Annotated in this window: 12 protein-coding genes; 8 read left to right on the top strand and 4 right to left on the bottom strand. The window is 40.2% G+C overall.

Annotated elements, in window-relative coordinates; all coding sequences use genetic code 11:
* Positions 1-53: 53 nt before the first annotated feature.
* The 4 genes from SY85_RS04840 to SY85_RS04825 all read left to right on the top strand — a co-directional run bounded on the left by SY85_RS04840 (position 54) and on the right by SY85_RS04825 (position 5,709).
* On the top strand, positions 54-824 hold the full coding sequence (locus SY85_RS04840; RefSeq protein ID WP_066402059.1) for a 3'-5' exonuclease: 771 nt from the start codon (positions 54-56) through the stop codon (positions 822-824).
* An 11-nt stretch (positions 825-835) separates the two neighbouring features.
* Positions 836-1,591 carry a polyprenol monophosphomannose synthase gene (locus tag SY85_RS04835; protein WP_066402058.1) on the top strand — a complete coding sequence of 252 codons (756 nt, stop codon included), beginning with the start codon at positions 836-838 and terminating at the stop codon, positions 1,589-1,591.
* A gap of 124 nt (positions 1,592-1,715) precedes the next feature.
* Positions 1,716-2,585: a DMT family transporter gene (locus SY85_RS04830; RefSeq protein ID WP_066402057.1), complete on the top strand. Its 870-nt coding sequence runs from the start codon at positions 1,716-1,718 to the stop codon at positions 2,583-2,585.
* Positions 2,586-2,799: 214 nt separating this feature from the next.
* Complete coding sequence (locus SY85_RS04825; protein WP_066402056.1) at positions 2,800-5,709, top strand: S9 family peptidase; 2,910 nt, start codon at positions 2,800-2,802, stop codon at positions 5,707-5,709.
* Between the two features lie 288 nt (positions 5,710-5,997).
* On the opposite strand, the gene SY85_RS04820 is transcribed toward SY85_RS04825, so the two are convergent.
* The gene (locus SY85_RS04820) at positions 5,998-6,714 is read right to left on the bottom strand and encodes a hypothetical protein (RefSeq protein WP_066402055.1); all 717 of its coding nucleotides are present in this window, start codon (positions 6,712-6,714) and stop codon (positions 5,998-6,000) included.
* Between the two features lie 80 nt (positions 6,715-6,794).
* On the opposite strand from SY85_RS04820, the gene SY85_RS04815 reads away from it, so the two are divergent.
* Positions 6,795-7,286, top strand: coding sequence for a SixA phosphatase family protein (locus SY85_RS04815; RefSeq protein WP_066402054.1), 492 nt, complete (start codon positions 6,795-6,797; stop codon positions 7,284-7,286).
* Between the two features lie 91 nt (positions 7,287-7,377).
* A complete protein-coding gene (locus tag SY85_RS04810; RefSeq protein WP_066402053.1) occupies positions 7,378-7,926 on the top strand; it encodes a cupin domain-containing protein in 549 nt (182 codons plus the stop codon).
* Positions 7,927-8,035: 109 nt separating this feature from the next.
* Here the strand turns inward: SY85_RS04810 and SY85_RS04805 are convergent, their stop codons facing one another.
* Positions 8,036-9,379: a dihydrolipoamide acetyltransferase family protein gene (locus tag SY85_RS04805; protein ID WP_066402052.1), complete on the bottom strand. Its 1,344-nt coding sequence runs from the start codon at positions 9,377-9,379 to the stop codon at positions 8,036-8,038.
* 183 nt (positions 9,380-9,562) lie between these two features.
* On the bottom strand, positions 9,563-10,822 hold the full coding sequence (locus SY85_RS04800) for a competence/damage-inducible protein A (RefSeq protein WP_066402051.1): 1,260 nt from the start codon (positions 10,820-10,822) through the stop codon (positions 9,563-9,565).
* A gap of 52 nt (positions 10,823-10,874) precedes the next feature.
* Between SY85_RS04800 and dacB the strand changes: the two genes are divergently transcribed.
* Positions 10,875-12,266: a D-alanyl-D-alanine carboxypeptidase/D-alanyl-D-alanine endopeptidase gene (gene dacB / locus SY85_RS04795; RefSeq protein WP_066402050.1), complete on the top strand. Its 1,392-nt coding sequence runs from the start codon at positions 10,875-10,877 to the stop codon at positions 12,264-12,266.
* Between the two features lie 87 nt (positions 12,267-12,353).
* Positions 12,354-12,779, top strand: coding sequence for a DUF6526 family protein (locus tag SY85_RS04790; RefSeq protein ID WP_066402049.1), 426 nt, complete (start codon positions 12,354-12,356; stop codon positions 12,777-12,779).
* Between the two features lie 289 nt (positions 12,780-13,068).
* Here SY85_RS04790 and SY85_RS04785 read toward each other — a convergent pair whose 3' ends face one another.
* A complete protein-coding gene (locus SY85_RS04785; protein WP_066402048.1) occupies positions 13,069-13,479 on the bottom strand; it encodes a DoxX family protein in 411 nt (136 codons plus the stop codon).
* Between the last annotated feature and the right edge of the window lie 126 nt (positions 13,480-13,605).

The following is a 13,605-nucleotide window of genomic DNA, read 5'->3' as shown; positions in this document are numbered from 1 at the left end:
ACGACTTGGAAAACAACAATATTTTACCTTTACCACTTATATAACCCAGAGGAATGTTACAACTGAAGAAGCCCTTGGCTTTTATTGACATAGAAGCTACGGGTACAAATGTGTCTACCGACCGTATCGTGGAAATTGCCATTATTAAGCATCTGCCAGATGGTAACCGTACTGTAAAACGTAAGATCATTAACCCGCAAATGCCTATTCCCAAGAATATCAGTGAGATTCATGGCATTACGGATGAAATGGTAAAAGATGCGCCTACTTTTAAACAAACTGCGCAAGAGATCAAACAGTTTCTTGACGGTTGTGACTTATCCTTTTATAATGCCTATCGCCTAGATATGCCCATACTGGTAGAGGAGTTTATCCGTGCCGATGTGGACTTTGATATGAAAAACCGGAAAGTGGTAGATGTACAAAAGATCTTCCACCAAATGGAGCAACGTACGCTGTCGGCTGCCTACCGTTTTTATTGCAATAAGGAGCTGGATGGTGCACATGGAGCTGAAGTAGATGCAACAGCTACTGCTGAAATCCTGTCAGCTCAGGTAGATCGCTATCCGCAGCTTGGCAACAGCATTGATTCAATTATCAAGGCTGTTGGCGATGATACGATCATTGACTTTGCCCGTCGCTTTGCTTATAATGACAAAGGTGAAGAGGTTTTCAACTTTGGTAAACATAAAGGACGCACTATTGCTGATGTGCTCAAAGCGGAGCCTCAGTATTACGATTGGATGATGAAAGGTGAGTTTCCCATGAATACGAAACAAAAGCTAACCGAGATCTACACTCGCATCATGTTAAAGAAAAAATAGAATTACCCCTTTTGGAGAAGATTGTTATCATACCTACATATAATGAGAAGGAGAATATTGCCCAGATCATAAGGGCGGTACATGATCTCCAGCAGGATTTTCATGTGCTAGTCATTGATGATGGTTCACCCGATGGCACTGCAACAATTGTAAAAGAGTTGCAAGGCCAATACCCAAATTCACTTTTTTTAGAGGAGCGTAGAGGTAAGTTGGGTTTAGGTACTGCGTATATCCATGGTTTCAAATGGTCGCTGGCAAGAGGTTACAATTTCATTTTTGAAATGGATGCCGATTTCTCCCATAACCCTGCCGATCTCCCTCGCTTATACCATGCTTGTAAAGTAGAGGGGGCCGATGTTGCCATAGGCTCACGTTATGTAAAAGGTGGTGGCGTAAAGAACTGGCCAAAAAATCGAATAGCCCTTTCCAAAGGTGGATCCCTTTATACACGTTTGATTTTGTGGATGCCTGTAATGGATCCTACAGCTGGCTTTGTTTGTTATAAAAAGCAAGCTTTAGAAGCCATTAACTTCGATGCCATCCAATTTGTGGGCTATGCTTTCCAGATAGAAATGAAATATGCTGCCTGGAAATTGGGGTGTCGTATAATAGAAGTGCCTATTCAGTTTGAAGACCGAAAATTCGGTGAATCTAAAATGAGTAAAGGCATTATCAAAGAAGGTGTGTTGGGTGTAATTAATCTTCGCTGGTCCAGTTTATTCAAGGATTATCGTAGACGTGTTAAAAAGACACATGCTAAGGCATAATAGGAGTGACCACAGATTTGTTGATTATATATAGAACGATTGCTTTCTTACGGCGAACATGTAAACTCGTAAACATTTAAACTTATAGACACAGGAACTTACTAAAGTCTACTATTCCCAACCGATGAAGAAAGCCTTACTCCAACTAAACGCTGCTGTATTCCTATGGGGCTTTACGGGTGTGCTTGGCCGCTTAATCAGTTTAAGCGAAACTTGGTTGGTATGGTACCGTTTGTTAATTACAGTGGCTAGTTTATGGCTGTTATATGGCCTACAGAAAAAGATTCAAAAGCTTCCTACTAAATCCATTCTTTACATAGGTCTTATTGGAACTATTCAAGCGTTGCATTGGGTTTGCTTTTATGGCAGTATCAAGTATTCTAACGTAACCATTTCGCTCACCTGTTTGTCTACTTCAGCGCTGTTGTCCTCATTGCTGGAGCCATTGGTGCTAAAGAAACGATTTGATCCCTTTGAGATCCTTTTGGGGCTATTTGCCATTGCAGGAATTGTAGTGATCTATAACACCCACCTCAATTTTTCTGTTGGGATTATTATTGGTTTGATTTCTGCACTTCTGACGGTAATTGTATCCGTGCTTAATAAGAAAATGATCGATACCTACGAACCCAAAAGCATTACGTTGTATCAATTAACGGGAGGTTTTGTTGGTCTCAGTATTTTATTGCCGGTTTATAACTATTTGTTTCATATTCCTTTGGCTAAACCGGCACCTTTGGATTGGCTATGGTTGGTGATATTGAGCTGGGTGTGTACCATTTTTACTTTCTTTTTGTATATACGCTCCCTGAAGAACATATCGGCTTTTACTATGAATCTTACCTTGACCTTGGAGCCTGTATATGGAATTTTATTAGCCTTTCTTATCTTTCATGAGAACGAAGTATTCAACAACTGGTTCTATCTTGGTTTCGGATTAATCATTTTAGCCGTAGCCCTACACACCGCCCGCATAGTGATGAAAAAGCACTAGCACCTATAGCTCTTTCCTCTTGGAATTGGGAATTTGGAATTGGGAATTTGGATTTTGTTATTTAGAATTTGTCGCTACCATTTGGGATTTCGACATTTAATTTTTTAGATTTCCCTTACCAGCCTATTCAACTGAAAACAGTATAATCTTCCAATCCGTGTTCAATTACATTATGCTTTCCCTTAATTTTATGCATCAAGCTATACCATAGTATATGAGAACTGTTTTACTGTCTTTGTTTATTTCTCCTCTTTTTCTCTTTGCCCAGAAAAAGCCGTTGGACCACTCGGTTTATGATGGATGGCAAAGTATAGGCGAGCGCACAATTAGTAATGACGGAAAATGGGTGGTGTATACCGTTACCCCTCAGGAAGGTGATGCTGAATTGGTTATTCAATCCAGTGCGAATTCCGCTGTCAAGAAAATGGTGCCACGTGGCTATAATCCTGTAATTACAGAAGACAGCCGTTTTGTGGTATTTAAGATCAAACCTTTTTTCAAGGATACCCGGGATGCTCGTATTAAAAAGAAAAAGCCGGAAGATTTTCCAAAGGACTCTATTGCTATTATGGAGTTAGGAAAAGATAATCTTTGGAAAACGGCTAAGATAAAATCATTCAAAACACCTCAGAAAGCTGCTGGATGGGTAGCATTCCAAAAGGAAAAAGAGCCGGTAGCTTCAAAACCATCAGCACCTACACAAAAAACAGTTGATAGCTTAAAGCGATCACTGGATTCCTTGATGCTTTTGGTTACGGAGTTAAAGAATATCAAAGGTGGCAATAGAGATATGGTTGATGCAGATGACGAGCCAACAGGTAATTCAACAACAACTGACGGTAGCGACCTGGTGTTAAAACGTTTAGGTTCTAGCCAGGATAAGACGTTCAAGAACGTAGTGGATTATACATTTAGCCCCAATGGAAAGAAATTGATGATGCGGGTTAGTAAGTCAGCACGCGATGCTAATAGCAAAAATGCGGTTGTTCTTTACAACCTGGCATCCGGTAAGCTGGATACGATTTTGAAAGGGGGAAACGATTTCAAAGGGTTTACCTTCTCAGAAGATGGTTACAGAGCTGCTTTTGTAGCGGAACGCGATACCAGTGCTAAGGCTTTACAGCGTTTTTATGAGTTGTATGTTTACAATGAAGGTGATGATAGTGCTACCCTTATTGTTGATAAGAAATCGTGTGGAATGAGGATCGGTAATACAGTTAGTGAAAATGGTACCATTACCTTCAGCAAAAATGGCAATCGTCTCTTCTTTGGAACAGCGCCTATTGTTGCTCCAAAAGATACTTCACTGATTGATATCGATTTGGTTAAGGTGGATGTGTGGCATTATAACGATGATTACTTGCAAACACAGCAATTGTTCAATCTGCAAAATGACCTGAAGCGTAGTTACCTGGCCGTATATGACTTTACCCTAAATAAGATGGAGCCTTTGGGATCTAAAGATATTCCTACTATTTACCAAACAGCACAAGGAGATGGTCAATACTTTATTGCCGTAACTGACACGGGTCGCAGAGTAGCCTCACAATGGAGTGGTAATACATTAAAGGATGTATATGCTTTAGAAGTAGCCACAGGTAAAATGACATTGGTGAAGAAGAATCATAGTGGACAGATTTTTTCCTCGTATACGGGCAAGTACATTGTGCTTTATGATAATAAAAACCGCAACTACTGGGCTTGGGACGGTCAATCCCTGAAAAATATCACTTCCGGTATGAAAGTTCCTTTATACAATGAAGAGAACGATGTGCCAAGTGACCCTTCCCCATATGGTATTTTTACATGGCATCAGAATGACAGCTTTGCCTATGTATATGATCGCTATGATATGTGGCGCCTTGATCCTACAGGTAAACAAAAGCCTGTAAATCTTACAGGTAATGGCCGCTCTAAGAAAGACGTTTATCGTTATGTTAGATTGGATAATGAAGAGCGTTTCTTTACAACGGGGCAACCACTTTACTTCCGCGTACAAAATGAAACTACTAAAAAAGCTGGTTTAGTACAAGGCATTTTAACTGACCAGGTGGTGTTAAATCCAGTAGTTGAAACCAGCGCTTATAATTATAATTTATTAGCAAAGGCAAAGGATGCACCTGCTGTTATTTATACAAAAGAAAGCTATACAAGTTCTCCTGATTTGTATGTACAGGTAGGTGATAAAGCAACCAAGCTTAGTGAGTTGAATCCACAGCAGGCACAATATAACTGGGGCACAGCGGAATTGTTTACTTGGAAGACCTTTACAGGCAAACAGTCTGAAGGTATTTTATATAAGCCGGAAGATTTTGACCCTAAGAAGAAATATCCAATGATCATTTACTTCTATGAAAAGCTTAGTGATGGTTTGTATAACTATAATGCACCAAGCCCAACACCAAGCCGCTTAAACATTCCATTTTATGTAAGCCGTGGTTACTTGGTGTTTGCTCCTGATATTACTTATACAAAGGGACAACCCGGTAAAGATGCTTATAATTATATTGTTAGCGGCGCACAGGCATTAGCAAAAAATAGCTGGGTAGATGCTAAGAATATGGCTATTCAAGGGCAAAGTTGGGGTGGCTACCAAGTAGCGGCGCTAATTACACAAACCTCTATGTTTAAAGCCGCTTGGGCGGGTGCACCAGTAGCAAATATGACCAGTGCTTATGGTGGTATCCGTTGGGAAAGCGGTAATAACCGCCAGTTCCAGTACGAAAAAGGACAAAGCCGTATTGGCGCCACTTTATGGGAAGCACCTAATAAGTATATTGAAAGCTCACCTTTATTCCAATTGCCGAAAGTAAAAACCCCACTGGTGATAATGTCCAATGATGCTGATGGTGCAGTACCTTGGTATCAAGGTATTGAGTTCTTTACAGCTATGCGTCGTTTAGGAAAGCCGGTTTGGTTGTTGAACTATAATGGTGAAGCGCATAACCTGGTAGAACGCAAAAACAGAAAAGATATCCAAATCCGTCAGCAGCAATATTTCGATTGGTTGTTGAAAGGAGAGAAGCCTGCCAAATGGCTGGTTGAGGGTGTGCCTGCTGTGAAGAAAGGAAAAGAATGGGGCTTAGAAATCGTTGACTATAAAGTAGCACCCCTTCAGTTATAATGCTTCCAATCTTAGTTCGCTAAACAGCAATTCAAAGAATAAAAGAAAAGCTGGCTTTACAGGCCAGCTTTTCTTTTATAAGTAATCGTTAGATTAAGAAAATTCCTCCTTGTCAACCAGTCAACTTGTAAACTTTTCAACTATCCTTTGCAAACTTTCCTCCTGTCAACTGTAATCTGTCCTCCATCAGCTAATTGGCACATCATCTAATCAGCTAATTCCCTTTCTCTTCTCGTAACTCACAGCTCATAACTCGCAGCTTTTCTCCCCATCCTTCTAATCCTAGTTCTAAGCAGCTGTAGTAATAAACTTCACCAAACTGCGCTTGGCAATTGGTAGCAACGTTTCTTCAACAGGAAACTGAAGCTCAGTTTCAATACTATACACAGCCGGATTGGGAAGCTCATTACGGGTTTTGATCAGTTCATACTTTATGCTTTCATATGTATTGATCATGCTGCGCTTCATGATATCGATATAGGCAGTTTGCATACTTCTGAATCGTTCGTCGTGCTTTTCAAAAATGGAGAGCCGGTATTGATAAACACGTGTTGAGTGGGCGTTTCCAGTGCTCAAAAAGAAATATCCTTCATGACTATCCAGCGGTACTAAGCCTACAGGCAAAATTGTAAGTGTGTTTTCTACATACTCATAGATCTCAGCACCGTTGCTGATGGTTGTTTTCATTTCGTCGGCCGAATAATAAATGATTTCTTCAAGCTCCTGCATTAAGGCATCATCTTCTATCATTTGTTCGTAAAGCATTTGAAGTTTTTCAAGTTGTAGGCCCGTTAGTTTTTTGGGAAAATGCTCTTGGAGATGTTTTTTGTTTTCGCGGAAGGCTACTAGATTGTTATAGTGGAAAATCAAATCGGAGAGTTGTGGGTATAGTTTGTTTTCATTGAAGTACTTATGTATTTCCTGCAAGTAGGCTAATAGTGTATACTTCTTCAACTCAAAATCTATATATCCTTCGGCAAACCAGGTTTCTGACAATTGCTTCATAGTACACCAGATTTTATAAAACCTAATTTAAAAAAAAAGCCAATTATAAAGAAGCTTAGATTTGGAAAAAGTTCTGCTTTATGAGAAGATTCACATTCTTACTTCTGGTGGCTTGTTTGTTACAAGCCTGTTCTACCACTTCCTATTTTATAGTTAGACATGCTGAGAAGGAGACGCAAACTGCGAATATGTCAAGTGATGTTCCTTTGTCTGCAGCTGGTAAAGAACGTGCTGAAGCATTAAAATCGCAGCTGCAGGACAAAAAAATAAAACATATTTACTCAACAAATACATTACGCACTAAGTCAACAGCACAGCCTTTAAGTGAGGCCATTGGTGTCAGTATTCAAACCTATGATCATAGAGATACTTCCTTTGTTTCAAAAGTAAAGACACTGCCAAAAGGTAATGTATTGATTGTTGGGCACTCGAATACGGTTGACGATCTGGTGAATCGATTCTATCCAAAGGCACAATTAAAGGATCTCCCGGAAACTCAATACGGCGACCTTTTTATTATTAACAGAAAAGGGAAGAAGTACTCGTTTAAAGTGGGTCATTTTGGAAAATAAACGATTCATGCCCTGATTTGGGCAGCTTGTTCCTTTCTTTATTGCGGTTGCTGATTCCGCGTAGCATGTTTGTATTCCAAAATACCTTAACATGAGCGAATCAAGGACTATTTATAATCCAATTCAAAAAGACTACGTCACTTTCCTGGAAACAACCGAAGAAACAAACGGTAAGTATACATTAGTAGATGTTATTTTGGCTGCAGGCGGTGGCAATGGTATACATTATCACAAAGCTTATGAGGAACGATTTGAGTGTATAGAAGGAGAATTGAAGGTGCAGGTAGGTAAGGTTATTCATACACTCTATCCTGGGGATGTGATCACAGCCAAATCTTATGATCTTCACCGCTTCTTTAATGAATCAAACGAATCGTGTCGCTTTACTGTAACCATAAACCCGGGCTGTCGGGGCTTTGAAGAATCCTTGCAAATTGCATATGGGCTCGCAAGAGATGGGAAATGCACAAAGAAAGGGATACCGTCTACATTAGATCATTTGGCTATATTGCTAACTTTAAGTGAGTCTAACTTGCCTGGATGGCAATCTGTTTTGGAAAAGGGTTTGCGTTGGGTAGGTAAAAAAGCAGAGAAGAAAGGAGTTAAAGCCGAACTGCAAAAGCAATACGTAACAATATAATTTTTCATTTAGCACGAGCTGTTTTAAGCAAAAAGGCTGCATTTTTATGCAGCCTTTTCTTTATCCAACTATTTCCTACTAATCCATTTTTATCCTGGTAATCCTAGTTCTAGATACTTCTCTTCAAATCAAAGTTTTCCAATTCATTGGCAACTGCTGTCAGGAAGGTTGCGCCTAAGCTGCCATCTACAATACGGTGATCGTAGCTCATAGACAGGTACATCATATGACGAATTGCGATGCTGTCGCCATGTGGTGTTTCTATAACTACAGGACGCTTTTTAATAGCACCTACAGCTAATATGGCTACTTGAGGTTGGTTGATAATAGGCGTACCCATTAAGCTGCCAAAAGTGCCTACGTTGGTTAATGTGAAAGTGCCATCAGCAATATCTTCAGGCTTCAACTTGTTGTTGCGTGCGCTATCAGCCAAGCCATTTACTTGTTTAGCCAATCCTACCAGGTTAAGCTGATCTGCATTCTTGATCACAGGTACTATCAGGTTGCCGGTTGGTAAGGCGGTAGCCATCCCAATATTGATATCTTTCTTAACAATAATGTTGGAGCCGTCCAGAGAACTATTGATCAGAGGGAATTTCTTAATACAACGAACTATTGCCTCAATGAAAAGTGGCGTAAAGGTGATCTTAGTGCCTTCACGCTTTTCAAATTCTTTCTTAACACGTTCGCGCCACATAACCAGGTTGGTAACATCTGCCTCAGTGAAAGATGTTACGTGAGGGCTGGTATGTTTACTGCGCACCATATGGTCGGCAATCAACTTGCGCATACGATCCATTTCAATGATTTCTACATTGCCAGAGTATGTCGTAGTTGATGGCTGTTGGCTGACAGAGGGTAGTTGGTTAACAGTAGCTGGCGCAGAAGCCTTTTGACTGCCAACTTCTTGTTTAGCAGCAGGTGTACTAACCTTGCCAGCTTTTTTATCACTTACATATTGCAGGATATCTTTCTTAGTTACACGGCCTTCGTTACCTGTACCTGGAATGTTTTCCAGTTCGGTCATGCTAACACCTTCCTGTGCTGCAATATTTAACACTAAAGGAGAGTAAAAGCGATTGGCTGATCCTGAAGCAGTAGGTGCAGCAGGAGCTGTTTGTTGAACTTGAGCCTGGGGTTGGCTAATTGTTGCCTCTTGTTTTGGAGCTTGTTGCTGAGGTGCTGGTTGAGCAGGAGAAGTTGAAGCCGCAGCGCCAGTTTTAATGCGGGCAATTACAGTTCCAATAGGTACAACATCGTTTACGTTAAACAGAACTGCCTCTAATACGCCTTCTGCGGTTGAAGGAACTTCACTATCCACCTTGTCAGTTGCAATTTCCAAAACGGTTTCATCCATTTTTATAGGATCGCCTACTTGCTTATGCCATTTTAGAATGGTCGCTTCCATAATGCTTTCGCCCATCTTAGGCATTACCAGGTCTACAGTAGCCATACAATTATAGTTGTTTGTCGTTTTTTTTAGTTTGTAATCAGCTTAAGAACCCTGATTAAAGAGCGCAAATATATTGGCTCCTTTGTTTTGAAGGACGAGTTTATAATAAAGCAAGCAATCGCTTCCGTCAAACCAAATCATGGTTCAGGCCGTCAAAAATAAGGAAAGCCAGATTAATCGCTTTTACTCCTTTTCTTCTTCTAAGATAAATAGGCGTAATAAGTTAAGTGCCGTGTGGGCTGTAAGCTCAATATTGCGTTGACGATCAAAGCGAAAATGGAGCTTTATGGCCTTTGTGCGCTCCTTATTGGCAACGGCGATCCAAACAGTACCCACCGGCTTTTCGGGCGATCCTCCATCAGGCCCCATAATGCCGGAAGTGGCAATGGCATAATCGGTACTCATGGCTTTTAATACGCCTTGAGCCATTTGTTGAACCGTTTCCTCGCTAACAGCGCCAAATTCTTGCAAGGTACTTGGTTCCACACCCAGAAGATTTTCCTTTGCGCTGTTAGCATAACTAACAATACTGCCATTATAAATGGCTGAAGAACCTGCAATAGATGTGATCAGGTGTGCTATATACCCACCCGTGCAGCTTTCAGCTGTAGCCAGCGTTTTTCCCTTAGTTTTAAAAAGCTGTATGATGGCTTCCGCTATACTTATATCCTTGTCAGCCACCATCCATTCGTTAACCAGGCCTTTTAATTGATCAAAGTATTCACCTAATTCAATTTCCAATGTGGAAGCATCATTAGTGCGACCTGTAAGTCGTAAGCGTACCATGCCATAGGCTGGTAAATAGGCAAGTTTTATATGAGAAGGTAAAGCTGCCTCAAATGTGGTCAGTTTGTCAGCAATAACCGACTCTCCCTGGCCTGCTGTTAATAGTGTTCGATGCGATACAGCAGGTAATTCCAACTTTTGTAATAATCTTGGTATTACTTGGTGCTCTATCAGCCCTTTCATTTCATGCGGTACACCCGGAAGCGAAATATAGATTACGTCATCTTTTTCAAACCACATACCTGGAGCAGTGCCACGTTCATTGTGTAATACAAGGCAATTATCCGGTACTTCAGCTTGTTTGGCATTGCGCTCAATCATAGGGCGATTGAAGCGGGCAAATATGTTGGTGACATGCTGCAACACATTTTCATCAACAATGAGACTGGAATTAAAATACTCACATAAAGCAGGTTTGGTAATATCATCTGCAGTAGGTCCTAAGCCACCAGTAATAATGATGATATCATTGTTTTTACTTTGTTCCTGTAAGGCATTTAAAATTTCATCTTTTACATCGCCCACGGCTACGCGTCGTTTTAACCAGATGCCAATTTTGTTCAGCGACTGCCCAATAAAAGCACTATTGGTATCTATCGTTTGACCAATCAATAGTTCATCTCCGATGGTGATGATGGAGGCATTAATAGAGCGCATGCATTTATATTTATAAGGAAGAACTAATTTTAGCACAATGTTACCGAATGTTATGAAACGTATTCTGTCCCTTTTGATCATTTGTGGTTTTACTACTACTGTATGTGCACAAACAGTGAACGAACGTCTGGCGCAGGCTTTTAAAAACTTTGAAGATGATACCCAATTGCGGAGTGCTCTATCATCATTATATGTTATCGAAAGCAAGACTGGCAACGTAATATTTGATAAAAACAGTAGGATAGGTTTGGCACCGGCTTCTACGCAAAAGATTATTACAAGTGCAACTGCGTATGAACTTTTAGGTAAAGATTTTACTTATAAAACAGAACTATCATATGCCAACCCAATTATAAATGGAGTATTACAGGGCCGTTTGATCATTACACCTTCTGGCGATCCTACTTTAGGAAGTTGGCGTTGGCTGCAGACAAAAGAAGATCAGGTCGCCTCACGTATAGTCAATGCAGTAAAAAAAGCAGGCATTAAGAGTTATGCTGCTATAACAGTTGATAATCGGAAATGGAATACGGAAGCCATTCCAGATGGTTGGATCTGGCAGGATATTGCTAATTATTATGGGGCAGGAGCTACCGGACTAAACTGGCGTGAAAACCAATATGATCTTTTTCTTTCATCAGGCGCTGCAGTTGGTAGTAAAGTAGTTGTTGAAAAAACAAAGCCTTGGTTATACCGGTATAGCCTGGAGTCACAAGCAACCGCAGGCGCAAAAGGCTCTGGCGATAATGCCTATATCTATTTCCCGCTTGATGAAGGAAAAGGAGTGATCAGGGGAACGATTCCAGCAGGCGAAACAAACTTTACAATTTCCGGAGCCTTACCAGATCCCAATTATCAGTTTACAGCAACGATTGATGATAGTTTAAAACACTTCGCTTTAGAAAACCGTTACAAAAACGTAGACAACCCTTATGGCGATGATACAAAACGTACGGTTATTCATACAGAGGTATCGCCTCCTCTGGACAGCATTGTTTACTGGTTTAACCGGAAAAGTATCAACCTGTATGGTGAAGCCTTGGTCAAAACCTTTGCGTTTCAAAAGAAAGGCATGGGTGACACTGATGAAGGAGTAGATCTGGTGAGAGATTTCTGGAAAGGGAAGGGCATAGAAGCCATAGAACTGAATATGGTTGATGGCTCTGGATTATCTCCCCTTAATAGGGTAACTACACATGCACAAGTAACCGTTTTGCAACATGCTCAAAAGCAATCTTGGTATAGCGGATATTATTTGTCATTACCTGAATACAATGGTATGAAAATGAAAAGCGGCACTATTAGAGGCGTAAAGGCATATTGTGGTTACCATAAGGCTAAAGACGGAACTGAATATGTTTTTTCCTTTTTGGTTAATAACTATAATGGTTCTGCATCTTCACTCATACAAAAAATGTATAAGGTGTTGGACGTTTTAAAGTAAGGAAAGTTATTGTGAAAGCTAAAACGACAATCGTGAAAAAATAAACTAAAAATAAAGATCAGTAAGCTATTTATTTAAATAATACATATGAGCCAGAACTATAAAAATCATCGTCGTTTTTCACCTTCTTATCATTTTATTTCTATTCCAGTTTCGGCAATTGTTCTAGTTGGAGCTATTGTAAACTTGGTTCACGCTTCTTCTGAAACTGTATATTCCGCATCGCTGATATTGGTATTGACGCTTTTGTTAATCAGCGCCTTCTTTCATGCAAGGATATTTGCTTTAAAGACACAAAATCGAGTCATTCGTGTAGAAGAAAATTTACGCCATTATATCTTAACAGGCAAACCATTGGATGCGCGCCTTCGTATGGGGCAGATCATTGCCTTACGTTTTGCTTCAGATGCAGAATTTCCAAAATTGGCGCAACGGGCCATTGATGAAAGCTTGAGCAATGATGATATCAAGCGGGCCATTCAAAATTGGAAGGCTGATTATAATCGTGTATGAGAACTTTGGGCTGCCTGCCACGAGAAGAAAAGGAATAGTGAACAAAAAAGGATAAAGGGAGGAGGAAATTTACAATCCTCAATTATCAGTAATCAATGTTTAATGAAGGAAGAAACATTCCATAAAAAAAGCACTCCATCAACGAAGTGCTTTTTTTATGGAATGCTGTTTGATCTTCTGGTTTGTGTGTTGGCCTATGCCTTACTGATTAATGTTTTTCCTTCTGTGGACTGTCGTCTGTCGACCGTGGACCTTTTCTCTCGTCTTACCTCACTCACCATTATCCAAATCATTTTCCAACAAAACGATCAAGACTAGCTTTGCCAGGTCCCATTACAAGGATGGCTAAGAAGCAGGTTAAGTACAGGGCAGCCATTTCACCTTTGCCAAAGAAGGCGCCGCTATTTGCTGAAAATAAGGCTACGCCCATAGCAATAACTAATGGGAATGCTGCCAAACGCGTAAATAAGCCAAGAATGACAAAGGCTGCGCAAAAGAATTCGGCAAATACAACTAAGGCTAATGAAGTTGTGGAACCTATATGAAAGGGATCAGCGAAACGAGGTGCTTTTTCAGCAAAATGCATCAACTTATCCAATCCGTGATTGACTAAAATTAATATACCGGCGCATACTCTCAATACCAGCATGCCAAAGGAAAAAGCAGAATCAGAAGTCTTCGTACTGAATAGTTGTTTCATATCAGGATATTTCCGCGGCAATGATACAATAGAATTTGTTTTATTACGTAAAAAAACAACTTAACAATATTTTGTTAAATAGATTAAGCCAAAGAAACTTTCCTTTTCTTTGGAAGTCATTTTGTT

Source organism: Flavisolibacter tropicus (assembly GCF_001644645.1).
Taxonomy (GTDB): Bacteria; Bacteroidota; Bacteroidia; order Chitinophagales; family Chitinophagaceae; genus Flavisolibacter; species Flavisolibacter tropicus.
Note: the sequence above shows the minus strand (reverse complement) of the source record. Positions and strands in the feature narration are given on the sequence as shown.